Source organism: Streptomyces sp. NPDC058674 (assembly GCF_042716505.1).
Classification (GTDB): Bacteria; Actinomycetota; Actinomycetes; order Streptomycetales; family Streptomycetaceae; genus Streptomyces.
The window spans coordinates 19,705-41,874 of the sequence record NZ_JBHXSC010000037.1 but is presented as its reverse complement, the minus strand read 5'-3'; the positions used below and the strand labels follow the sequence as shown (position 1 = coordinate 41,874).

20 protein-coding genes are annotated in these 22,170 nt (G+C 74.3%); 13 read left to right on the top strand and 7 right to left on the bottom strand.

The genetic code is table 11. The annotated features are described in order from the left end of the window. The first annotated feature begins 99 nt into the window (after positions 1–99). Positions 100–261, top strand: a complete 162-nt coding sequence (locus ACFWU6_RS20035; RefSeq protein WP_383808749.1) for a hypothetical protein — start codon at positions 100–102, stop codon at positions 259–261. Positions 262–338: 77 nt separating this feature from the next. Here ACFWU6_RS20035 and ACFWU6_RS20030 read toward each other — a convergent pair whose 3' ends face one another. Then, complete coding sequence (locus ACFWU6_RS20030; RefSeq protein WP_383808752.1) at positions 339–1,088, bottom strand: GntR family transcriptional regulator; 750 nt, start codon at positions 1,086–1,088, stop codon at positions 339–341. 82 nt (positions 1,089–1,170) lie between these two features. After that, positions 1,171–2,499, bottom strand: a complete 1,329-nt coding sequence (hmgA, locus tag ACFWU6_RS20025) for a homogentisate 1,2-dioxygenase (protein ID WP_383982244.1) — start codon at positions 2,497–2,499, stop codon at positions 1,171–1,173. A gap of 620 nt (positions 2,500–3,119) precedes the next feature. Between hmgA and ACFWU6_RS20020 the strand changes: the two genes are divergently transcribed. The 8 genes from ACFWU6_RS20020 (at position 3,120) to ACFWU6_RS19985 (ending at position 15,211) form a co-directional block, all read left to right on the top strand. Further along, on the top strand, positions 3,120–5,345 hold the full coding sequence (locus ACFWU6_RS20020) for a right-handed parallel beta-helix repeat-containing protein (RefSeq protein WP_383982242.1): 2,226 nt from the start codon (positions 3,120–3,122) through the stop codon (positions 5,343–5,345). Positions 5,346–5,439: 94 nt separating this feature from the next. Continuing rightward, complete coding sequence (locus ACFWU6_RS20015) at positions 5,440–6,348, top strand: hypothetical protein (RefSeq protein WP_383982271.1); 909 nt, start codon at positions 5,440–5,442, stop codon at positions 6,346–6,348. 226 nt (positions 6,349–6,574) lie between these two features. Further along, a complete protein-coding gene (locus tag ACFWU6_RS20010) occupies positions 6,575–7,876 on the top strand; it encodes a hypothetical protein (RefSeq protein WP_383808763.1) in 1,302 nt (433 codons plus the stop codon). A gap of 36 nt (positions 7,877–7,912) precedes the next feature. Further along, positions 7,913–8,545 (top strand): TetR family transcriptional regulator, encoded by a 633-nt coding sequence (locus ACFWU6_RS20005; RefSeq protein ID WP_383808766.1) that lies wholly within the window; start codon positions 7,913–7,915, stop codon positions 8,543–8,545. Between the two features lie 249 nt (positions 8,546–8,794). Next, complete coding sequence (locus ACFWU6_RS20000; RefSeq protein WP_383808768.1) at positions 8,795–10,993, top strand: molybdopterin oxidoreductase family protein; 2,199 nt, start codon at positions 8,795–8,797, stop codon at positions 10,991–10,993. Positions 10,994–11,065: 72 nt separating this feature from the next. Next, positions 11,066–12,601: a CitMHS family transporter gene (locus ACFWU6_RS19995; RefSeq protein WP_383982240.1), complete on the top strand. Its 1,536-nt coding sequence runs from the start codon at positions 11,066–11,068 to the stop codon at positions 12,599–12,601. A 100-nt stretch (positions 12,602–12,701) separates the two neighbouring features. Continuing rightward, the gene (locus tag ACFWU6_RS19990; RefSeq protein WP_383808774.1) at positions 12,702–14,114 is read left to right on the top strand and encodes an aldehyde dehydrogenase family protein; all 1,413 of its coding nucleotides are present in this window, start codon (positions 12,702–12,704) and stop codon (positions 14,112–14,114) included. 17 nt (positions 14,115–14,131) lie between these two features. Further along, positions 14,132–15,211 (top strand): zinc-binding dehydrogenase, encoded by a 1,080-nt coding sequence (locus ACFWU6_RS19985; RefSeq protein ID WP_383982238.1) that lies wholly within the window; start codon positions 14,132–14,134, stop codon positions 15,209–15,211. Positions 15,212–15,312: 101 nt separating this feature from the next. Here ACFWU6_RS19985 and ACFWU6_RS19980 read toward each other — a convergent pair whose 3' ends face one another. Next, complete coding sequence (locus tag ACFWU6_RS19980) at positions 15,313–15,996, bottom strand: TetR/AcrR family transcriptional regulator (RefSeq protein ID WP_383810195.1); 684 nt, start codon at positions 15,994–15,996, stop codon at positions 15,313–15,315. An 87-nt stretch (positions 15,997–16,083) separates the two neighbouring features. Between ACFWU6_RS19980 and ACFWU6_RS19975 the strand changes: the two genes are divergently transcribed. The 3 genes from ACFWU6_RS19975 (at position 16,084) to ACFWU6_RS19965 (ending at position 18,392) form a co-directional block, all read left to right on the top strand. Beyond that, a complete protein-coding gene (locus ACFWU6_RS19975; protein WP_383982236.1) occupies positions 16,084–17,235 on the top strand; it encodes an acyl-CoA dehydrogenase family protein in 1,152 nt (383 codons plus the stop codon). Positions 17,236–17,350: 115 nt separating this feature from the next. Continuing rightward, the gene (locus tag ACFWU6_RS19970) at positions 17,351–17,638 is read left to right on the top strand and encodes a YiaA/YiaB family inner membrane protein (protein ID WP_383810189.1); all 288 of its coding nucleotides are present in this window, start codon (positions 17,351–17,353) and stop codon (positions 17,636–17,638) included. Positions 17,639–17,750: 112 nt separating this feature from the next. Further along, the gene (locus ACFWU6_RS19965) at positions 17,751–18,392 is read left to right on the top strand and encodes a TetR/AcrR family transcriptional regulator (RefSeq protein WP_383982234.1); all 642 of its coding nucleotides are present in this window, start codon (positions 17,751–17,753) and stop codon (positions 18,390–18,392) included. Here the strand turns inward: ACFWU6_RS19965 and ACFWU6_RS19960 are convergent. Continuing rightward, entirely contained in the window at positions 18,380–18,841 is a 462-nt protein-coding gene (locus tag ACFWU6_RS19960; RefSeq protein ID WP_383982232.1) for a MaoC family dehydratase, read from the bottom strand. The genes ACFWU6_RS19965 and ACFWU6_RS19960 overlap by 13 nt on opposite strands. Before the next feature lie 125 nt (positions 18,842–18,966). Between ACFWU6_RS19960 and soxR the strand changes: the two genes are divergently transcribed. Next, the gene (gene soxR / locus ACFWU6_RS19955) at positions 18,967–19,410 is read left to right on the top strand and encodes a redox-sensitive transcriptional activator SoxR (protein ID WP_383810180.1); all 444 of its coding nucleotides are present in this window, start codon (positions 18,967–18,969) and stop codon (positions 19,408–19,410) included. Here soxR and ACFWU6_RS19950 read toward each other — a convergent pair. The 3 genes from ACFWU6_RS19950 to ACFWU6_RS19940 form a co-directional block, all read right to left on the bottom strand. Further along, entirely contained in the window at positions 19,399–20,118 is a 720-nt protein-coding gene (locus ACFWU6_RS19950; RefSeq protein WP_383810177.1) for a 3-keto-5-aminohexanoate cleavage protein, read from the bottom strand. The genes soxR and ACFWU6_RS19950 overlap by 12 nt on opposite strands. Next, positions 20,115–20,753 (bottom strand): hypothetical protein, encoded by a 639-nt coding sequence (locus ACFWU6_RS19945; protein ID WP_383810174.1) that lies wholly within the window; start codon positions 20,751–20,753, stop codon positions 20,115–20,117. The genes ACFWU6_RS19950 and ACFWU6_RS19945 overlap by 4 nt, the downstream gene beginning before the upstream one ends. A 94-nt stretch (positions 20,754–20,847) precedes the next feature. Continuing rightward, on the bottom strand, positions 20,848–22,149 hold the full coding sequence (locus ACFWU6_RS19940) for a serine-threonine protein kinase (RefSeq protein WP_383982230.1): 1,302 nt from the start codon (positions 22,147–22,149) through the stop codon (positions 20,848–20,850). Positions 22,150–22,170 lie beyond the last annotated feature (21 nt).

Sequence of the window (22,170 nt, the reverse complement as noted above, 5' to 3'; positions counted from 1 at the left end):
GCGACGGCGCCCGACGGCCGGGCTGCGTCCAGGCCGAAGCGTTACGCTCCTTGTGTACGCATATGCGCGGTATCGGCGGTATCAATCGAGGAGACGTTCATGAGTCAGTACGACGAATACTCGACTCCGTCGCAGGCCGAGGGCGAGCGGCTCGACGAGGACATGGACCAGGCGCAGCGCGACCAGCGGCACCCCCAGACGACGCGCACCACCCCGTCCCAGGCGGAGGGCGAGCGCACCGCCGAGGACGACGCGCAGTAGCGTCGGTCCGGCCGCGGCCGGCTCGCGGCTCGCGGCTCGCGGACCGTTCGGGGCGGCCGGCTCGCGGCCGCCGCCGGTCAGTGCGCGTCGACCGTCACGCTGAAGGAGAAGCGGTCCCCGCGGTAGCGGATCCGCGCCACGTCGACGACCCGGCCGTCCTCGTCGTACGTCACACCCGTGTAGTGCAGGATCGGGCTGAGCAGCGGGACCTGGAGCAGCTCGGCCGTCTCCGGGTCCGCGAGCCGCGCCTCGATCGTGTCGGTGATCCGGCTGATGCGCACCCCCGCGACGTCCCGCAGCACCTTGGTCATCGGCCACCGCTCGAGGTCGGCCGGCTCCACCGCGGCTGCGAACTCCGGGAGGACCGCGTTCTCCGCCCAGTTGGTCGGCTCGCCGGTCTCCCGGTCGTGGCGCAGCCGGCGGTAGGTGACCACCTCGGCCGTGTCCGGGAAGTGCTCCAGCAGCTCCCCAGACACGGCCGTGCGCCCGTGGCCGAGGATCGTCGTGCGGTCCCCCGACTGCTGGGCCACGATCGCGTCGACCGAGCCCAGCAGGCGTACCGGGGCGCCGCGCTTCGCACCCGGCTCGATGAAGGTGCCGCGCCGCCGGTGCCGGCTGATCAGCCCCTCGCCCTCCAGCTCCTTGAGGGCCTGCCGCATGGTCAGCACGCTCACCCCGTAGTGACCGGCCAGCTGCTCCTCGGTGGGCAGGCGCAGCGAGGCGTCCGGGGTGCGCCCGAGTATCGAGGCGCGCAGCGACTGCGATACCTGGTACCAGAGCGGGAGCTTCCGGTTCAGCACCAGCGAGTCGGGGGCGAAGGCGGTCACGGGTGGTTCTCCGTACGGCTGGACGGGGTGGGGTGCGGCGGCAGGCGCGGACGCAGGCGCAGGCGAGCGTACGCAGTGCGGGTCAGGCGCGGAAGTGGCGCTGCAGACCCTCCCACACGTCGTCGTAGCCCCGCTGGAGGTGGTCCGCGCCGGCCGCCTGCGCGGTGGCGGTGATCGGCCAGCGGGTCTCGAACATGAAGGCCAGGCCGTCGTCGATCTTCTGCGGCTTCAGCTCGGCGTTGCTCGCCCGGTCGAAGGTCTCCCGGTCCGGGCCGTGCGCGGACATCATGTTGTGGAGCGAGCCGCCGCCGGGTACGAACCCCTCGGCCTTGGCGTCGTAGGCTCCCTCGACCAGGCCCATGTACTCGCTCATCACGTTGCGGTGGAAGTAGGGCGGGCGGAAGGTGTCCTCGCCGACCAGCCAGCGCGGGGCGAACACCACGAAGTCCACGCCCGCCAGGCCCGGGGTGTCGGAGGGCGAGGTCAGGACGGTGAAGATCGACGGGTCGGGGTGGTCGTAGCTGATCGAGCCGATGACGTTGAAGCGGTGCAGATCGTAGACGTACGGGACGTGGTTGCCGTGCCAGGCGACGACGTCGAGCGGGGAGTGGTCGTAGGTCGCCGACCACAGGTTGCCGCAGAACTTGTTGACCACCTCGGTCGGGCGGTCGACGTCCTCGTAGGCCGCCACCGGGGCCCGGAAGTCGCGGGCGGCGGCGAGGCCGTTGGCGCCGATCGGGCCCAGGTCCGGCAGCTCGAAGGGCTGCCCGTAGTTCTCGCAGACGTAGCCGCGGGCGTCCGCGTCGAGCAGCTCGACGCGGAAGCGCACGCCGCGGGGGATGAGGGCCACATCGCCCGGGCGGGCGGCGAGCAGGCCGAACTCGGTCCGCAGGAGCAGGCCGCCGCGCTCGGGGACGATCAGCAGCTCGCCGTCGGAGTCGCTGAACACCCGGTCCGTCATGGAGGCGTTGGCGGCGTAGAGGTGGATCGCCATGCCCGTGCGCTGGGCCGCGTCGCCGTTGCCGCCGAGGGTCCACAGGCCGGCCAGGAAGTCGGTGCCGGGGGCCGGGTCGGGCAGCGGGTTCCAGCGCAGCCGGTTCGGGTCCGCCGGGGCGTCGGTGAACGGAGCGGTGCGCAGGGCGCCGTTGTCGGTCCGGGTGAAGGGCGGGTGCGCGGCCGAGGGGCGGATCCGGTACAGCCAGGACCGGCGGTTGGCGCGGCGCGGCTCGGTGAAGGCGCTGCCGCTGAGCTGCTCGGCGTAGAGGCCCAGCGGTGCGCGCTGGGGCGAGTTCCGGCCGTGGGGCAGGGCGCCAGGGACGGCCTCCGAGCTGTGCTCGTTGCCGAAGCCGCCCAGGTACTCCAGGGCCTCCGCCGTCTTCCTGGCCTGCTCGCTGCCGGACTGCTCGCTCATGTGCCGCTCCCGCTCCTCCGAAGGAATCCTATGGGTGACAGTAGGATTCCCCGCCCCCCACGTCAACGCCAACTCCCGGCCAACGCCCACACCACCCGGCGAGCCGCCCCCCGGCGCCGCCCTGCGCGCCGGCCTGTTCCGCCCCGGGGGTCGGCCCCGGGGGTCGGCCCCGGGGGTCGGCCCCGGGTCCGCCCTGCGCGCCGTGCCGGGGGTCCGCCTGCATGCCGTCCGAGTCGCCTTCGGCTCCGTCCCGTGCGCCGCTCCACACTCTGTCCCGGTCCTGCCCGCGTGCGGGGCCCGGCGCACCGGCGAGGGCCCTGCCGCCATGTGCCACGGCGGGCGCCGCCGTGGACGGCCCCGCCGGTGCGGCCCGGTCCCGATCGGCGCCGGCGTGCGTCGCCCACCCCTCCCGGCGCGCGCCACCGCAGAGATTCCACACGCGCCGCCACGGAGTCGCGCACCCGGTCCCGCCGCGGGGTCACGCAAGGCCCCCGCCAGGGAATCCCGCACGCTCCCGCCAGGGAATCCCGCATGCCCCCGCCAGGGAGCCCGAACGGTCCCGCAAGGGATTCCCGCGCAGGGGGATCCGAAAAGGTGAACATTGCTCTACTCTCTCGCGCATGTCGTGGACCCGCAGGCTCCCTGCCGTACCGGCGGCGCTCCTCGCCGCCCTCCTCGCCCTCCTGACCCTCCTCGCCGCCGCGCCCGCCGCCCGAGCGCACGAGGAGCGCCCCGTCGCGCTCCCCGACGGCACCGGCTCCGTACCCGCGTACCGCGCGGCGGAGCCGGACCTGGTGGTCTGCAAGACGGACCGGCCCGCGTTCGAGCGCCGCATATCCGGCTTCCCGGAGGAGTTGCGCCGACGCAATCTGGCCCTCTACGAGCGGTGCGAGAAGAGCGGCTACCGCCACCTCCAAGAGGCCGTCGACGACGTCGACCGGCCCGGGATGAACATCGCGATCCTCCCCGGCCTCTACGAGGAGGAGCCCTCCCTCCCGAAGCCGACGGGCGAGTGCGCCGCGCTGAAGGCGCCCGACTCCTCGCTCGGCTACCAGATCCTCAGCTACGAGCAGCAGGCGCAGTGCCGGCACAACCAGAACCTCGTCGCGATCCTAGGCAAGACGAACCTCCAGATCGAGGGCACCGGCGCCTCCCGCCTCGACGTGGTCGTCGATGCCAAGTACCAGAAGCTGAACGCCATCCGCGCCGACAGGTCCAACGGCATCTACTTCCGCAACTTCACCGCCCAGCGCACCACCTTCAACTCGCTGTACGTCCTCGCGGGCGACGGCTTCGTCATCGACGACGTGCTGACCCGCTGGAACGACGAGTACGGCTTCCTGACCTTCGCCAGCGACCACGGGCTGTACAAGAACTGCGAGTCGTACGGGAACGGCGACTCCGGGATCTACCCCGGCAGCGCCTCCGACATCAACAACGGCCGCGGCTACGAAGTCCCCCGCTACTCCATCGAGATCACCGGCTGCCGCAGCCACCACAACATGGTCGGCTACTCCGGCACCGCGGGCGACTCGGTCTGGGTGCACGACAACGAGTTCGACCAGAACATGGGCGGCGCCTCGATGGACAGCGCCTTCCCCGGCCACCCCGGACTCCCGCAGAACCACGCCAAGTTCGAGCGGAACCTCATCCACGACAACAACCAGGACTACTACCGGTACGTCGCCGACGGCACCTGCGCCAAGCCGCCCGTCGAGCGGGGCTACGAGCGGGGCGTGGTCTGCCCGCAGATCTCCATGCCGCCGGGGACCGGCATCATCACCGCGGGCGGCAACTGGAACCTCTACGAGAACAACTGGGTGTACGGGCACCGGCGGGCGGGCTTCTTCCTCAGCGCCGTCCCCGCGTTCATCCGGGGTGAGGAGGCGTGGTCGAAGCAGACCGACACCTCGCACCACAACCGGTACGCCTCCAACGTCCTGGGCAAGGACAGGTCCGGCGCCGCCCGGCCCAACGGCATGGACGTCTGGTGGGACGGCCAGGGGCGCGGCAACTGCTGGCAGGACGGTCCCGACGGCTCCACCCCGGGCACGCTCCCGCAGTGCGGCGCCGCCCGCGGCGAGCTGACGGGGGCCTCCGCGCGGCTGGTCGGCGAGCCGGTGAAGCTGGTCCAGCTCCTCGTCTGCGCCGACTACAGCGTCCAGGCGCGCAAGCTCCCGGCCGGCTGCGACTGGTACGGCGCGCGCGGCCCGGAGCGCGTGGAGACCCAGGTCGCGCTGGCCGTGGCGGCGGTCCTGCTGCTCGTCGGCGGGATCTTGTGGCGGCGCCGGCTGCGCGGCTCCCGGCTGGGCACGGCCGCCTCGCTGCTGGGCCTGGCCGGGCTGGTCCTGGACGTGGCCGGCTCCACGATGCCGCTGGAGTCCACCCCCGTCCCGGCCTTCGCGCTCCTGCTGCTCGGCCTCTGGTGGGCGGGCACGGGTCTGGCGCTGCGCGCCGAGCGGCCCTGGCTGGCCCGCCTGACCCTGCTGTTGGCCGGGCTCACCCTGCTGGACGCCTTCGACAAGGCGGTCCTGATGATCCCCTGGACCCCTCTGAGCCCCGCCTGGGTACGCGCCCTGACCGCCGTGGTCTGGGTCCTGTGGGCCGCGGTGGCTTCCGCCCGCCCCGCGGGCGGCCCGGCCCACCCCCCGAGCCCCGACGACGCCCCGGCGAACGACCCCGCCTTGGTCCCGGCCGCCCCCGCAGCAGCCGACCGCACCCCGACCAACCCCCCGGCGCCCGACTCCGCCCCAGCAGGCCCCCCTGCGCCCGGCGCCTCACCGGTCGGCCGCGGGACGGCCGCCGACCCCCACGCCGGCCGCACGGACACGGACGGCACCCCGTGACCCGCCCCGCCGCGGGCTCCGCGGCCCGTCCGGCCCGCCGCGTCGCCGGCGCCGCCCGGTGAGCCCCGTCGTCGGCGGGAGCGCCGCCGAACCGATGCGGTGTGACGCCTGCCGTACGCCGCCCCGCGCACCCGGGAAACGCCGCCGGTCCACCCGGACCGCCGCCCTGGTCACCCTCCTCCTGCTCCTCGCGGGCGGCGCCGTGGCCGGCTGCGGCGGGCGGGCCACCACCCACCACAAGCCCGGCACCACCCACGAGCAGGCGTCCGGCAGCGCCGGCACGCTGCTCGCCGCCGATGACGGCGCCGGCCACCGGCTCCGGGAAGTCCCGGCCGGGGGTGCGCCCAAGGTCGGGCTCGCCGCCCGCCCGGACTCCGAGGACGGATGGAACCTCCAGGTGACGGTGGAGGACTTCCGCTTCACCCCCGACAGCACCGGCGGCGCCGCACTCCCGGGCGCCGGCCACGCCCACCTGGAGCTCGACGGCCGCAAACTGGCACGGCTGTACGGCCCCTGGTTCCACCTGCCCGCCGCACAGGTCCCCACGGGCACGCACACCCTGACCGTCCGGCTCTACGCCGACGACCACACCGCCTGGGCGGTGTCCGGCAAACCCGTCCAGGCCACGACCCCGCTCACCGCCGCCGAGGGCGGGCCGGGTGGCGGACACGGGCACGACGCCACCCCGCCGCCCCCGGGCCGCGACCCCGGACCGGCCCCGCAGCCGACCCCGGAGCAGGCAGACCGCACGGTCACCGTCACGGTGCGGGACGGCAGGGTGAGCCCCGCCCCCGCGCGCACCGAGCTGAGGCGCGGCGAACGCGTTGCCCTGCGCGTCACCAGCGACCGCGCGGACACCCTGCACGTCCACGGCTACGACAAGGAACTCGCCCTGCCCGCCGGCCGGGAGGCCATCCTGGTCCTGACGGTCGACCGTACGGGTCTCTTCGAGGTCGAGACCCACACGTCCGGCCTCGTCCTGACCCAGCTCCTCGTGCGATGAGCGCCTCCCGGCACCCGTCCCGCACCGGGTTCCCCACCAGACCCGCACCCGCAGCCCTGGCGGCCCCGGCCTCGACTCGGCCCGCGCTCGTGCCTCCGGCCCCGGCCCCGGCCCCGGCCCCGGCCCCGGTCGAGCGTCCCGCTCCCGCTCCGGCCGCGGCGGGCTCGTGGTGAGCCCCGGAGGGTTCGCGGGCGTTCCCGGCGACGTGGTTGGCAGCGGCCGAGGCGTGGTCCTTCACCCGGCCGATCCGCTCACCGCACTCGCGCACGGGATCGGCTCCCAGCACGACCTGCCGATCTCCCCCTTCTACGCCTTCGCCGGCGCCTTCACCGCACTGTTCGTCTCCTTCCTCGCGCTCGGCCTGCTCTGGTCCACCTCCCGCTTCCGCGGCAACCGCTCCGGGACCGCCCTGCCCGCCGCCCTCCAGGGGGCGGCCGACGCGCCGGCCACCCGTACCGTCCTGCGCGGACTCGGGCTCGCCGCCGCGCTCGCCGTCCTCCTGCACCTCCTCCTCGGCCCCGACGACCCCGCCCGCAATCCCGCTCCCGGCGCCGTCTACGTCCTGCTCTGGGTCGGACTCGTCCCCGCCTCCCTCCTCCTCGGCCCCGTCTGGCGCCTGCTCAACCCGCTCCGCACCCTGCACCGCCTGCTCACCCGCGCCGTGCGCCGCCGTGACCCAGACCGCCCCCTTCCCGCCCGACTGGGCCAATGGCCCGCCGCCGCCGGGCTGTTCGCCTTCACCTGGCTCGAACTCGCCGCGCCCGAACCCGCCTCGACCACCACCCTCCTCATCGCCCTCGCCGCCTACGCCACCACCCACCTCCTCCTCGCCGCCCGCTTCGGCGAGCGCTGGTTCGACAGCGGAGACGCCTTCGAGGCCTACTCCGCCCTCCTGGCCCGGCTCTCCCCCCTCGGCCGCCGCAGCGACGGCCGCCTCGCCCTCCGCAACCCCTTCCACGGACTCGACGCGACGCCCGAGCGGCCCGGCCTCGTCGCCACCGTCTGCGTCCTGCTCGGCTCCACCGCCTACGACGGCTTCTCCGACAACCCCTCGTGGATCAACGCCCTACAGACCTCCCCCCTCGGCCGCACCCCCACGGCCACGCTCGGACTCCTCGCCTCCGTCGCCCTCGTCGCCACCCTGTACTGCCTCTGCGCGGCGGCCACCCGACTCGTCAGCGGTCCGCACCCCGGCCCGCTGACCGCCTTCGCGCACTCACTCGTACCGATCGCACTCGGCTATCTCATCGCCCACTACTTCTCCCTCCTGGTAGTCGAAGGACCACGCACGGTAAGCATGGCACTCGGCACTGACAACGCCCCCGCATCCGCCCCGCCCCTGGGTCCGGGCGGCCTCGCCACCCTCCAGGTCGTCGCCGTCGTCACCGGCCACGTCCTCGGCGTCGTCGCCGCGCACGACCGCTCCGTGCGGCTCTTCCCTCCCGCGAAAGCGGTCGCCGGCCAACTGCCGCTGCTCGCGCTGATGATCACTTACACCATCGGGGGACTGAGCCTCCTGCTGAACTGAGGCCCCGGCCGCACGGATAGAACCAGGAGCGGCATGATGGACCCCGTGCCCCCCGCCCACTCCCTGCGTCGTGCCCCCGTCCAGCAGCGCAGCGCCGACCGGCTCGCCCGGATCCTCGACGCGTGCGCCGAGCTGCTGGACGAGACCGGATACGAGAACCTCAGCACCCGCGCGGTCGCCCTGCGCGCCGGCGTGCCGATCGGCTCCGTCTACCGCTTCTTCGGCAACAAGCGGGCCATGGCCATCGCCCTCGCCCACCGGAACCTGGACCGCTACGCGGACGGCATCGCGGACCGCCTCGCCGTCCTCCCCGCCGCCCCCTGGCAGCCCGTGGTGGACGCGGTGCTGGACGAGTACCTGGCCATGAAGCGCAGCGTTCCGGGCTTCGCGCTGGTCGACTTCGGCGTGCCCGCGCCCCCGTCGGAGGGACCGGAGTCCGACCCCAACAACCTCGTCGCCGTCCGCCTCACCGAGCTGCTGTGCGCACACCTGCGGCTGACCCCCGACGCCGCCCTGGGCCGCGCGGTCCTCGTCGCCGTCGAGGCCACGGACGCGCTCATCCAGCTCGCCTTCCGAGGGGACCCGGCCGGGGACCCCGACATCGTGGCCGAGACCCGCGCCATGATGCACGCCTACCTCGCACGCGTCCTGGACCGCCCCCGGCCGTAGCCGACCGGTCCGTCAGCCCGTCCGTACTCCTGCCGCCCCCGCGTACACCGTCAGCCAACCGCCGTACGCCGGCGGCACCTCCCGGCCGCACCGCCCGCACGCCGACCGCCGCGCCGGCCACCTCGCGCATGCGGCGCCCGCCCCCGCCGCACCCTCGTCGCCGCAACCCCCTCCCCACCGTGCCTACCGGTCGGTATGCTCGGGTCCGCCCGCGTGCCCGTGCCGCAGCCTGCCGCCCCTGGAGGGCCCATGCCCCGCACCGCCCTGCGCATCTGCCCCCTGTGTGAAGCCACGTGCGGCCTCACCCTCACCATCGAAGGCACCGCCGTCACCGGCGCCCGCGGCGACCGCGAGGACGTCTTCAGCCACGGCTTCATCTGTCCCAAGGGCGCCGCCTTCGGAGCGCTCGACGCCGACCCCGACCGACTGCGGGCCCCCCTCGTCCGCCGCGACGGCCGGCTCCGGGAAGCCACCTGGGAGGAGGCCTACGACGACATCGCCGCCGCCGTCCCCGCCCTCCTGGCCGAACACGGCGCCCAGGCCGCCGGAGTCGTCCTGGGAAACCCCAACGTCCACACCATGGCCGGCGCGCTCTACCCGCCGCTGCTCCTCAAGGCGCTCGGCACCCGCAACCTCTTCACCGCCAGCACCCTCGACCAGATGCCCAAGCACGTGTCCAGCGGGCTGCTCTTCGGCGACCCCTTCGCCATCCCGGTCCCCGACCTGGACCGCACCGACTTCCTCCTGCTCCTCGGCGCGAACCCGGTCGAATCCAACGGCTCCCTGTGCACCGCCCCCGACTTCCCCGGCCGGCTCAAGGCCCTGCGGGCCCGAGGCGGCACCCTGGTCGTCGTCGATCCCCGCCGCACCCGTACCGCCCGGCTCGCCGACCGCCACCTCGCCCCCCGTCCGGGCAGCGACGCGCTGCTGCTCGCAGCACTCGCGCACACCCTCGTCGCCGAGAAGCTCACCGCCCCCGGCGTGCTCGAGGACATCACCGACGGCCTCGCGGAACTCGGGGACGCGCTCGCACGTTTCACACCCGAGGCCGTGGCACCCGCCTGCGACCTCCCGGCCGGCGAGATCCGCACCCTCGCCCGCGAACTCGCCGCCGCGCCCACCGCCGCCGTCTACGGGCGCATCGGCAGCTGCACCGTCGAGTACGGCACCCTGGCCAGCTGGCTGGTCGACGTACTGAACATCCTCACCGGGAACCTCGACCGGCCCGGCGGAGCCCTCTTCCCGCTCTCCGCCACCTCCGGCGCGCCCCGGCCGGCCGGCCCCGGGAGGGGATTCGCCCTCGGCCGCTGGTCCAGCCGGGTCAGCGGCCATCCCGAGGCCAAGGGCGAACTCCCGCTCGCCGCACTCGCGGAAGAGATCGAGACCCCGGGCGAGGGGCGCATCCGGGTGCTGCTCGCCATCGCAGCCAACCCCGTCCTGTCCGCGCCCGACGGCAACCGGCTCGACCGCGCGCTGGCCGGCCTCGACTTCATGATCTCCGTCGACCCCTACCTCAACGAGACCTCACGCCGCGCGCACGTCGTGCTGCCCCCGCCGCCGCCCGCCCAGAGCGCGCACTTCGACTTCGCCTTCAACGGCTTCGCCGTGCGCAACCAGGCCCGCTACTCACCCGCCGCCGTCCCGTTGGAGGAGGGCCGGATGGACGAGTGCGAGATCCACGCGCGCCTGATCCTCGCCGTGTCGGGGCTGCACGGGGCCCCGCCCGAGGCCGTCGACGAACGGGTCGTCGCCGACACCCTCGCCCGCGCCGTCACCGACCCCCGCTCACCCCTGTTCGGCAGCGACCCCCAGGCGCAGGCCCGTTCGCTGTCGGGCAGCGCCGGCCCCGAGCGGCGGCTCGACATGATGCTGCGCACGGGACCGTACGACCTCACCCTCGACGACCTCCGGCAGAACCCGCACGGCGTCGACCTGGGCCCGCTGCGGCCGAGGCTGCCGGGCGTGCTGAAGACCCGCAGCGGCAGGATCGAGCTGCTGCCGGAACCGATCGCGGCCGAGCTGCCCCGGCTGCGCGCGGCCCTTGCCGAACGCCCCGCCGCCCTGGTGCTCGTGGGCCGCCGCCACCTGCGGTCCAACAACAGCTGGCTGCACAACGTCCCGGCCCTCGTCGGGGGTTCCAACCGCTGCACCCTGCACGTCCACCCCCAGGACGCGGAGCGGCTGGGCCTGACCGACGGAGCGCGGGCCCGGATCACCGCCGACGGGGGCAGTCTGGAGGTGCCCGTCGAGGTCACCGACTCCGTCCGGACCGGAGTCGTGAGCCTGCCGCACGGCTGGGGCCACGACCGCGCCGGTTCCCGGCTCTCGGTCGCCGCCGCCGAGCCGGGGGTGAACGTCAACCAGCTGCTCGACGGCAGCCGGCTGGACCGGCTGTCGGGCACCGCCGTGCTCAACGGCTTCCCGGTCGAACTGACGCCCCTGCCCTGAGCTGGGGTTTTGCTCGTATTGCTCACGCGTGGACGTCTTGTCGGCCCGAGGAGGCGGGCCTACGTTCCCAGCATGCTGACCTTCCTCGGCTTCGCCATGATCGTGACCTTCCTGGTCCTGATCATGCTGAAGAAAATGTCGCCCATCGCGGCGCTCGTCCTCATCCCCGCGCTCTTCTGCGTGTTCGCCGGACAGGGTGCACACCTCGGCGACTACGTGATCGACGGCGTCGGCAAACTCGCCCCGACCGCCGCCATGCTGATGTTCGCCATCGTCTACTTCGGCGTGATGATCGACGTCGGCCTCTTCGACCCGATCGTCCGGGGCATCCTGCGCTTCTGCAAGGCCGACCCGGTGCGCGTCGTCGTCGGCACCGCGGTCCTCGCCGCGATCGTCTCCCTCGACGGGGACGGCTCGACCACCTTCATGATCACCGTCTCGGCCATGTACCCGCTGTACAAGCGGCTCGGTCTGAGCCTGGTGGTCATGACGGGCGTCGCGGCCACCGCCAACGGCGTCATGAACACCCTCCCCTGGGGCGGTCCCACGGCCCGCGCCGCCACCGCCCTCAAGCTCGACGCCGCCGACGTGTTCGTCCCGATGATCCCGGCCCTCGCGGCGGGGCTGCTCTTCGTCTTCGTCCTCGCCTACGCCCTCGGCCTCAAGGAGCGCCGCCGCGTCGGCCTTCTGGTGCTGCCGGGGGAGGGGAGGCCCGCGGAGACCCGGCCGGCTCCGCCGGCCCCCGAGCCCGCCGAGGCGCGCATGCTCCCGGTACCGGCAGGAGCCGGGGCCGGGGCCGGGCAGGCCGAGGCCACCGCGGCCACCCCGCCCGCCGCGTCCGGGCCCGTGAAGTCCGCCGCGTCCGCCGGTCCTGTCGGGACGGCCGGCTCCCCGTCCTTCGACCCGGCCCCCGCCCCCGGCGCGGCCCCGCGGGCCGGCGCCGCCGCGCCCGCCCCCGAGGACGGCTTCCAGGGGCTCGACCCCGACCGCCCGACCCTGCGGCCCCGGCTCTACTGGTTCAACGCCGGCCTCACCGTCACGCTGCTCAGCGCCATGATCATGGAGTTGCTGCCCATCCCGGTGCTGTTCCTCCTCGGCGCCGCCCTCGCCCTCACCGTCAACTTCCCGCACATGCCGGATCAGAAGGCCCGGATCGCCGCCCACGCGGACAACGTCCTCAACGTCGCCGGCATGGTCTTCGCCGCCGCCGTGTTCACCGGCGTCCTCACCGGCACCGGCATGGTCAAGGACATGGCCGACTGGCTCGTCGGCGCCATCCCCGAGGGCATGGGCCCGCACATGGCCCTGGTCACCGGCCTGCTGAGCCTGCCGCTCACCTACTTCATGTCCAACGACGGCTTCTACTTCGGCGTCCTGCCCGTCCTCGCCGAGGCCGGCGCCGCGCACGGGGTCTCCCCGCTCGAGATCGCCCGCGCCTCCCTCGTGGGCCAGGCCCTGCACATGTCCAGCCCGCTGGTTCCGGCCGTCTACGTCCTCGTCGGCATGGCCGGGGTCGAGTTCGGCGACCACACCCGCTTCACCGTGAAATGGGCGGCCCTGACCTCCCTGGTCGTCCTCGCGGCAGGAATGCTTTTCGGCATCATCTGATCTCCGCCAACCCTGGCGCGCCGAAAACTACCGGCGCTAGTTTGTAGGGTGTCCGCGAGGTACAGGTCTACGCGCTCGTGCGTGCTCGGGAGGAAATGCCATGAAGGCCCACGACGGGATGTACATCGGCGGGGAATGGCGGCCCGCCGCCGGACGCGAGCGGATCGAGGTCGTCAACCCCGCCGACGAGCAGGTCATCGCATCGGTGCCGGCCGGCACCGCCGAGGATGTGGACGAGGCCGTACGCGCGGCCCGTGCGGCCTTCCCGGGCTGGGCGGCCACCGCTCCGGCCGAGCGGGCCGCCCTGATCGGAGCGCTGCGCGACGTGCTGGCCGCACGGAAGACGGAGATCGCCGAGACGATCACCGCCGAACTCGGCTCCCCCCGCGGGTTCTCGGAGAACGTCCACGTCGGCTCGCCGATCGCCGTGGCCGCCTCCTACGCCGAGCTCGCGGCCTCGTACGCCTTCGAGGAGCGGATCGGGAACTCCACCGTGCTGCTGGAGCCGGTCGGGGTCGTCGGGGCCATCACGCCCTGGAACTACCCGCTGCACCAGATCGTTGCAAAGGTGGCACCCGCTCTCGCCGCCGGCTGCACCCTCGTCCTCAAGCCGGCCGAGGACACCCCGCTGACCGCGCAGCTCTTCGCCGAAGCCGTGCACGAGGCGGGCATCCCGGCCGGCGTCTTCAACCTGGTGACCGGTACCGGCCCGGTCACCGGGCAGGCCCTGGCCGCGCACGAGGGGGTCGACCTCGTCTCCTTCACCGGCTCCACCGCCGTCGGCCGGCAGATCGGCGCCACCGCCGGCGCCGCCGTCAAGCGGGTCGCCCTCGAACTGGGCGGAAAATCAGCCAATGTCATCCTGCCCGGGGCCGACCTGGCCAAGGCCGTCGCGGCGGGCGTGGGACACGTCATGAACAACAGCGGGCAGAGCTGCAACGCGCTCACCCGGATGCTCGTCCACCGGGACCAGTACGAGGAGGCGGTCACGCTCGCGGCCGCCGCCGTCGCCAAGTACCCCACCGGCGACCCCCGGGACCCGGGCACCCGCCTCGGCCCGGTCGTCAACGCCAAGCAGCACGAGCGCGTGCGCGGGTACATCGCCAAGGGTGTCGAGGAAGGCGCCCGCCTCGTCGCCGGCGGCCCCGACGCGCCGCACGAGCAGGGGTATTTCGTCTCCCCGACCGTGTTCGCCGACGTCACCCCCGACATGACCATCGCCCAGGAGGAGATCTTCGGCCCGGTGCTGTCGATCCTGTCCTACGAGGACGAGGAGGAGGCCCTGCGCATCGCCAACGGCACCGTCTACGGCCTGGGCGGAGCGGTCTGGGCGGCGGACGCGGAGACGGCCGCCGCCTTCGCGCGCCGCATGGACACCGGTCAGGTGGACATCAACGGCGGCCGCTTCAACGTGCTCGCGCCCTTCGGCGGCTACAAGCAGTCGGGCGTCGGCCGCGAGCTGGGCCCGCACGGCCTGACCGAGTACCTCCAGACCAAGTCCCTGCAGTTCTGAAGACGGAGACGACGACCATGGTCCGCGCCGCCATCCTGCCCGCCGTCGGAGCACCGCTGGAGATACGGGAGATCGTGTTGCCCGATCCCGGACCCGGTCAGGTCCGGATCCGGCTCACCGCCGCCGGAGTCTGCCACTCCGACCTCTCCCTCACCAACGGCACCATGAGGGTTCCCGTCCCCGCCGTCCTCGGCCACGAGGGGGCGGGCACCGTCCTCGCCGTCGGGGAAGGCGTCACGCACGTGGCCCCCGGCGACGGCGTGGTGCTCAACTGGGCGCCCTCCTGCGGGGAGTGCCACCACTGCGGCATCGGTGAGGTCTGGCTCTGCGCCGAGGCCCTGAGCGGGGTCGGCGCCGTCTACGCCCACGACGCGCAGGGCACCGAGCTGCATCCGGGGCTGAACGTGGCCGCGTTCGCCGAGGAGACCGTCGTCGCGGCGAACTGCGTGCTGCCCGCGCCCGCCGGAATCCCGCTCGCCGAGGCCGCCCTGCTCGGCTGCGCCGTCCTCACGGGCTACGGGGCCGTCCACCACAGCGCCCAGGTGTTCCCCGGGGAGGCCGTCGCCGTCTTCGGCGTCGGCGGAGTCGGACTGGCCGCGATCCAGGCCGCCCGTATCGCGCAGGCGGGCCCGATCGTCGCCGTGGACGTCTCCCCGGCCAAGGAGGAGCTGGCCCGCGCGGCCGGGGCCACCGACTTCGTCCTCGCCTCGGACACCACGGCCAAGCAGATCCGGGCGCTCACCGGGGGCCAGGGCGCGGACGTCGCCATCGAGTGCGTCGGCCGCGCGGAGACCATCCGCGGGGCCTGGGAGTCCACCCGGCGGGGCGGCCGCACCACGGTCGTCGGCATCGGCGGCAAGGAGCAGCAGGTGTCCTTCCACGCCCTGGAGATCTTCCACTTCGCCCGTACCCTGACCGGCTGCGTCTACGGCAACAGCGACCCCGTCCGCGACCTCCCGGTGATCGCCCAGCACGTCCGCGAGGGCCGCCTCGACCTCGGCTCCCTGGTCACCGACCGCATCACCCTCGACGGCATCCCCGCCGCCTTCGATGCCATGCTCGCGGGCAAGGGCGGCCGCTCCCTGGTCGTCTTCTAACCCGCCGCCCCGCCGCCCCGCCGCGCGGCCCGCCCCCGCCGGCGGGCCGGTGCCGGGCCGGGCCGGTGCCCCGCCGGCGGGCCGGGCCGGGGCCGCCGTGCTCAGTGCGGCGCCCCTGCGGGCCCCGGCCCCTCCCGCAGCGCCTCGTACTGCAGGCCCAGTCCGTCCAGCAGCGCTGTCAGGCCCGTCTCGAAGGCACCCTGGTCCACCTCGCGCTGCCGCTCGGCCAGCAGGTGCGCCCGGCCCAGGTGGGGGTAGTCCACCGGGTCGTACGCCGCTTCGTCGTCCACGAAACCCCGGGCGAAGGACGCCACCGCCGAGCCGAGGACGAAGTACCGCATCAGCGCGCCGATCCGGGTCGCGTGCGCCGGCGGCCAGCCCGCGGCCGTCATCGCGCCGAACACCGCGTCCGCCAGCCGCAGCGCCGCCGGCCGGCGGCCGGGCCCCCTGGCCAGGACCGGGACGATGTTCGGATGGTCGGACAGGGCGTCGCGGTACGAGTGCGCCCAGGCGTGCAGCGCGCCCCGCCAGTCACGGCCGCCCTCCGCCCCGAACGCCGGCTCCTCGAACATCGACAAGTCGACCCGGGCGCTCACCGCGTCCGCCACCGCCTCCAGGATCTCGTCCTTGGTCCGGAAGTGGTTGTACAGCGAGGGGCCGCTGACCCCGAGCGTGGCCGCCAGCCGCCGCGTGGACACCGCCTCCAGCCCCTCCGCGTCCACCAGCGCGCCCGCCGCCTCGACGATGAGGGTTCTGCTGAGCAGGGGCTTGCGCGGTCTGGCCATGCGCCACATAGTAGGGCCTGCCCGCCATAAACTACCGGTGCTAGTTAACTGGCCCGGATACCGCCACGACGACCCCGGAGGTGCCCGGTGGACCTGGAGCTGAGTGAGGAACAGAGCGCCGTGCGCCGGCTCGCGCGCGAGTTCACCGAGCGCGAGGTGACCCCGTACGCCGCCGAGTGGGACCGTACGGAGAGCGTCGACCGGGCCATCGTGAAGAAGCTCGGCGCGCTCGGTTTCCTCGGCCTGACCGTGCCCGAGGAGTACGGCGGCTCCGGCGGCGACCACCTCGCCTACGTCCTGGTCACCGAGGAGCTCGGGCGGGGCGACTCCGCCGTGCGCGGCATCGTCTCCGTCTCCCTCGGCCTGGTCGCCAAGACCGTCGCCGCCTGGGGGACCCGCGAGCAGAAGCAGGACTGGCTCCCCCGCCTGTGCTCCGGCGACGCGCTCGGCTGCTTCGGCCTGACCGAGCCCGGCACCGGCTCCGACGCGGGCAGTCTCACCACCCGGGCCGTGCGCGAGGGCGACGCGTACGTCGTCACCGGCGGCAAGACCTTCATCACCAACGGCACCTGGGCCGATGTCGTGCTGCTCTTCGCACGCACCAACGACGAGCCGGGCCACCGCGGCATCTCCGCCTTCCTCGTCCCCGCCGACGCGCCCGGCCTCACCCGGCGCGAGATCCACGGAAAGCTCGGGCTGCGCGGGCAGGCGACCGCCGAACTCGTCTTCGACGGCGTGCGCGTCCCGGCCTCCGCCATGCTCGGACCTGAGGGCAAGGGCTTCTCGGTCGCCATGTCCGCGCTGGCCAAGGGCCGGATGTCGGTGGCGGCGGGCTGCGTCGGCATCGCCCAGGCGGCGCTGGACGCGGCCGTCTCGTACGCCGCCCAGCGCGAGCAGTTCGGCAAGCCGATCGCCCGGCACCAGCTGGTCCAGGAGCTGATCGCCGACATCTCGGTCGACGTGGACGCGGCCCGGCTGCTGACGTGGCGGGTGGCGGACCTCATCGACCGCGGGCAGCCCTTCGCCACCGAGTCCTCCACCGCCAAGCTCTTCGCCTCCGAGGCGGCCGTCCGCGCCGCGAGCAACTGCCTCCAGGTGCACGGCGGTTACGGCTACGTCGACGAGTACCCGGCGGGCAAGCTGCTGCGCGACGCCCGCGTGATGACCCTGTACGAGGGCACCAGCCAGATCCAGAAGCTCCTCATCGGCCGTGCCCGCACCGGGGTTTCCGCCTTCTGAGGCCCCGCCCCGCGCGATCCCGCCCCTCGGAGCGGGGCCGCGCCCCGCGGGTTGAGTACCCCGCATGAGTACGCGTGCGCATGTGCCCGCGGCCGCGCGGACCGATGCTCGACCCATGAACGAGACACCGGTCAAGCAGCAGAACACGGGGGCGTACTACGGCCAGGCCGTTGCCTCCTTCGGCGTCGCCATGAGCGCCGTCGCCGTGGGGATCTACAACCTGGAGGTGGACGGCTGGGTCCGCGCCTTCCTGGGCATCGCGGTCCTCTACCTCACCACCTCCGCCTTCACCCTCGCCAAGGTGATCCGGGACCGCCAGGAGGTCACGAAGATCGTCAGCCGGGTGGACCAGGCCCGGATGGAGAAGATGATGGCGGAGTACGACCCCTTCGCACCGAAGTAGCCGAACCGCCCCGTCCGGCCGCCGAGCCGCCCGCCCGGCCGAACGGTGCTAAGCGCTTGCTCACCCTCCGGTAAGGTGTCCCTTCCCGTACGGCGAAGAGGGTGAGTGGGCGATGGACAGCGCGGAGGAGACGACCGGCGGCTACCGGCCGTGGTCGGAGGTCACCCCCGACGCCGCGCGGCGGCTGCTCGTCGCCGCCGTCGAGGCCTTCGCCGAGCGCGGGTACCACGCCACCACCACCCGTGACATCGCGGGCCGGGCGGGGATGAGCCCCGCCGCGCTCTACATCCACTACAAGACCAAGGAAGAGCTGCTCCACCGGATCAGCCGGCTCGGCCACGACAAGGCGCTGGAGATCCTCACGACCGCGGCCGCCGGTCCCGGCAGCGCCGCCGAGCGGCTCGACGGCGCCGTACGGTCCTTCGTGCGCTGGCACGCGGCCCACCACACCACCGCGCGCGTGGTCCAGTACGAGCTCGATGCCCTCGCTCCGGAGCACCGCTCCGAGATCGTGGCGCTGCGCCGCCGGAGCGACGCGGCCGTACGCGGAATCCTCGCCGACGGGGTCGAGGCGGGGGAGTTCGACGTCCCCGACGTGCCCGGCACGACCCTCGCCGTGCTGTCGCTCTGCATCGACGTGGCCCGCTGGTTCAGCGTGGCGGGGCAGCGCACGCCCGACGAGGTCGGCGCGCTCTACGCCGACCTCGTGCTCCGCATGGTGGCCTCGCGGCCGCCCGCCCCTCAGAAGAAGTAGCGGGACACCGACTCCGCCACGCAGACCGGCTTGTCGCCGCCTTCGCGCTCGACCGTGACCACCGCGGTGACCTGGACGCCGCCGCCGGCCTCCGTGACCTCCGTGATCACGGCGGTGGCGCGCAGCCGTGAGCCGACCGGGACCGGGGCCGGGAAGCGGACCTTGTTCGTGCCGTAGTTGATGCCCATGCGCATGCCCTCGACCCGCATGATCTGCGGGACCAGGCTGGGCAGCAGCGACAGCGTCAGGTAGCCGTGCGCGATCGTGGAGCCGAAGGGCCCGGACGCCGCCCGCTCGGGGTCCACGTGGATCCACTGGTGGTCGCCGGTGGCGTCCGCGAAGAGGTCGATCCGCTTCTGGTCCACCTCCAGCCATCCGCTGGGGCCGAGCGGTTCGCCCGTTCCGGCGCGCAGCTCCTCGGCGGACGTGAAGACCCTCGGCTCGGTCATGCCCTGATCCTGCCTCTCGCAGACGACTCGTGGACGACGGACGCGCAGCGCGTGTGAATAAGCGCTTGCTCAGCATGCTGGGACCGTATGGGTATGTCAACGGACCTCCGACTACCCTCGGCCTGGTGCCGCAGATTCCCGAGAAAGTCCACGAGCTCACCGTCGGCCAGCTGTCCGCGCGCAGCGGCGCGGCCGTGTCGGCGCTCCACTTCTACGAGTCCAAGGGGCTGATCAGCAGCCGCCGCACGTCCGGCAACCAGCGCCGCTACACCCGTGACGCGCTGCGCCGGGTGGCCTTCGTACGGGCCGCGCAGCGCGTGGGGATTCCGCTGGCCAGCATCCGCGAGGCGCTCGCCCAGCTGCCCGAGGAGCGCACCCCCACGCGCGAGGACTGGGCCCGGCTCTCCGAGGCCTGGCGGGCCGAGCTCGACCAGCGCATCGCCCAACTCGGCCGCCTGCGCGACCACCTGACGGACTGCATCGGCTGCGGTTGCCTCTCCCTGGAGAACTGCGCGCTGTCCAACCCCGACGACGTCTTCGGCGAACGGCTCACCGGCTCACGGCTGTAGCGCCCGCCCGGCCGCCGCCACCAGCTCGGCGTTCGAGCGGGCCGGGCGGCCGTCCGGCAGGCTCAGCACGTCCCCGGCGCCGGTCCGCGCGCCGGTACCGCACCGCGCGGCAAGCCGCAGGACCGGCCAGGCCGCCTCCCCGCGCCCGTACAAAACCAGCCCCACCGGCGGCAGTCCGCCCAGACCCGCCACCAGCGCCGGTTCGGCCTCCGCCAGCTCGGCGACCAGCCGAACCCGGCCGCCCGGACCGCGCACCGGCCAGGCCAGGAACCGCGCCATCGGCTCCGGACCGGTCCGGCCGCCCAGCGGCACCACCGCGTCCACCGCCACCCCGCGCGCGAGCAGGGCCTCCGCCAGCTCCACCGCCCCCGGCTCGGCGAAGTGCACCGCCGCCCGGTCCGGCAGCACCGTCCAGGACCGCACCCGTGCCAACCGCTCCGCCGCATCCGGCTCGGCGCCGATCCCCAGCGACACCGACACCGGTACGCCGGCCCCCGCGCCCCGCAGCTCCTCCAGCACCGGCCCGACCACCCGGGGCGAGAGGCTCTCCCGCCCGCAGGGGGTCCGCGGGTGCACCAGTACCTCCCCGGCCCCGGCGGCGACCGCGGCCAGCGCGGACTCCGCCAGTCCCCGCGGGGACATCGGCACGGCCGGGCCGTCCGCCGCGCCCCGGGCGCCGTTCAGCGACACCAGCAGCGGTGGCCTCACGCCGCTCCGGCCGAGGGGGCGTCCGCCAGCGCCGGTCTCGGCACCACGATCCCGCAGCCCTCGCACACCGGGCCGCCGTCCCAGGCCCAGGCCCCCTCCCAGGGGGCCGGTCCCGCTCCGCTCCCGTCGGCCCCACCGGGCCCGACCGGGCGCGGCCTGGACCCGGGCAGCGCCGCCGGCCACCGCAACTCGTGCTCCCCGCACACCGGGCAGCCCGTACCCGGCTCCGATTCGAGCGCCCGCACCAGCCGCCGCAGCACCTCGCCCAGCGTCCCCTCGGGCCGCACCCCGGGATCAGCACACCGCACCACCGCGTCGCCGCTCCCGCCCCACGCCCACTCCGGGCGGCGCAGCCCGTGGTGCTTCTCCCGTCTGCGCCGCTCCGCGAACTGCCGCTCGTACGCCAGCCACACCGCCCGGGCGTCCTCCAGCTCCTCCAGCGCGGCGACCAGCCGCAGCGGATCGGCCCCCCGGTCCTCGGGGCCGATCCCGTGCCGGTCGCACAGGTGCCACCACGTGGCACGGTGCCCGTACGGGGCGAACCGCTCCAGGCAGCGGCGCAGGGAGTGGCGCCGCAGGGCCCGGTCATTGCGCGCGTCGCGCACCTGGTAGGCCAAACTCCGGAAACCCGCCATCACACCTTCACCTCCGCCGATGTGCCCAACATGCCCGGTAAGAGGCAGGCGCATGCGGGGCGGACGAGGCGTGCGGGTGGCACGTGGCCGGAAGTCAGCGCCCCATGCGCCCCGCGGAGACCACCAGCCGGGCCAGTTCCGCGTGGCAGATGTCGCTGTGCGCCCCCGCCGGCGGCCCGCCGCGCCGGACCACGGAGCCCGCGTCCACGCTGACGCAACCGGCCGCGGGCACCCCGTCGCGCAGGGCGGCGTCGAGCCCCAGCCGCCGTGCTTCCGGCACCGCCCGCACCCCGTCGTGCCCGATCGCGCCCCACCGCTCGTCGAGACCCAGCAGAGCGGCCGAATCCCCTGCCATCCGGGAGGCCAGCGGATAGAACACCTTGAGCGAGGTGTCGTGCGGGGAGTGGCACGCCACCACCGGTCCGTCGACCCGCCGCTGGAGCCCCCGCAGGGCGCCGCCGCGGCCCTTGTCGTGCGGGAGCCGGTCGGCGAAGGCGTAGTGGGAGAAGGCCCCCTGGAGCAGGGTGAGGGACTTCACGTACCGGGCACCGTCCGGCACCGCGCGCAGCGAGAAGGACACCACCCGCGCCCCGAAGCTGTGGCCGATCAGGTGGACGCGCAGGGCCGGCCGCCGCTCCGCCAGCTCGGCCAGCACCGGACCGAGGCCGCGCTCACCGACCACGCCCGCCCGCTTCTTCATCTGGTAGTACGCGGCCTGCCTCAGCAGCTCCTTGGCGCCGTTCCACAGGACCCGCGGCGCGCCCCCCGCCGGCACCGGCCCCGCGGGCCCCTGCGCCGGCACCGCGCCCGCGGGCAGCGCGCCCGTCCGGGCCAGGGCCGAGGTGAGCTCCCGGCACACCTCCAGCACGTCCTCCGTGAAGAGGGCGGGTACCGGGGGAGCGGTCGCCGTGGGCACCGCGTCCACCCCGGCCAGCTCCCGGACGAGCGCGCCGAACTCGATGAAGGCGGCCGCCGACTCCTCGCGCGCCGCCAGCAGTTCGGCCGCGCGGTCCAACTCCGGCCCCCGCGACGGCCAGAACACCCCGAGGGCCCGCCGGGTCCCGGGGTCCAGCTCGGGGCCGGCGGCCCGCTCGGGACGGACCCCGGGGTGGTCGAAGTCGGGTATCGGCTCGTCCGCGAAGCGCATCGAGGGCCAGACCACCCCCACGTACCCCAGCCGCACCCCGGACCCCACGAGCCCCGGGAAGGGCGCGAAGAACCGGTCGTACAGCCGGGTGGCGGCGGACCGGTCGCTGTTCCAGCCGTGCGCGAAGACCAGCAGGTCGGTGGCCTCCATCCGGGCCACCTCCGCCTGGGCCGCCCGGTCCGGGTCCCCCTCGGCGTCGAAGGTCAGCTCCGCGTAGGGCCCCACCCGTATCCCGCCGCCGTCCGCCATGACGTCCCCCCTCGCACCGCG

Bases quoted from the DNA above. Each gene is read 5' to 3' on its own strand.
- ACFWU6_RS19985 (WP_383982238.1), top strand. From the start codon at position 14,132: ATGGTCCGCGCCGCCATCCTGCCCGCCGTCGGAGCACCGCTGGAGATA.
- ACFWU6_RS19960 (WP_383982232.1), bottom strand. From the start codon at position 18,841: ATGACCGAGCCGAGGGTCTTCACGTCCGCCGAGGAGCTGCGCGCCGGA.
- hmgA (WP_383982244.1), bottom strand. From the start codon at position 2,499: ATGAGCGAGCAGTCCGGCAGCGAGCAGGCCAGGAAGACGGCGGAGGCC.
- ACFWU6_RS20005 (WP_383808766.1), top strand. From the start codon at position 7,913: ATGGACCCCGTGCCCCCCGCCCACTCCCTGCGTCGTGCCCCCGTCCAG.
- ACFWU6_RS19970 (WP_383810189.1), top strand. From the start codon at position 17,351: ATGAACGAGACACCGGTCAAGCAGCAGAACACGGGGGCGTACTACGGC.
- ACFWU6_RS19945 (WP_383810174.1), bottom strand. From the start codon at position 20,753: ATGGCGGGTTTCCGGAGTTTGGCCTACCAGGTGCGCGACGCGCGCAAT.
- ACFWU6_RS19995 (WP_383982240.1), top strand. From the start codon at position 11,066: ATGCTGACCTTCCTCGGCTTCGCCATGATCGTGACCTTCCTGGTCCTG.
- ACFWU6_RS20015 (WP_383982271.1), top strand. From the start codon at position 5,440: ATGCGGTGTGACGCCTGCCGTACGCCGCCCCGCGCACCCGGGAAACGC.
- ACFWU6_RS19965 (WP_383982234.1), top strand. From the start codon at position 17,751: ATGGACAGCGCGGAGGAGACGACCGGCGGCTACCGGCCGTGGTCGGAG.
- ACFWU6_RS19990 (WP_383808774.1), top strand. From the start codon at position 12,702: ATGAAGGCCCACGACGGGATGTACATCGGCGGGGAATGGCGGCCCGCC.
- ACFWU6_RS20035 (WP_383808749.1), top strand. From the start codon at position 100: ATGAGTCAGTACGACGAATACTCGACTCCGTCGCAGGCCGAGGGCGAG.
- ACFWU6_RS20020 (WP_383982242.1), top strand. From the start codon at position 3,120: ATGTCGTGGACCCGCAGGCTCCCTGCCGTACCGGCGGCGCTCCTCGCC.
- ACFWU6_RS20000 (WP_383808768.1), top strand. From the start codon at position 8,795: ATGCCCCGCACCGCCCTGCGCATCTGCCCCCTGTGTGAAGCCACGTGC.
- ACFWU6_RS19980 (WP_383810195.1), bottom strand. From the start codon at position 15,996: ATGGCCAGACCGCGCAAGCCCCTGCTCAGCAGAACCCTCATCGTCGAG.
- ACFWU6_RS19940 (WP_383982230.1), bottom strand. From the start codon at position 22,149: ATGGCGGACGGCGGCGGGATACGGGTGGGGCCCTACGCGGAGCTGACC.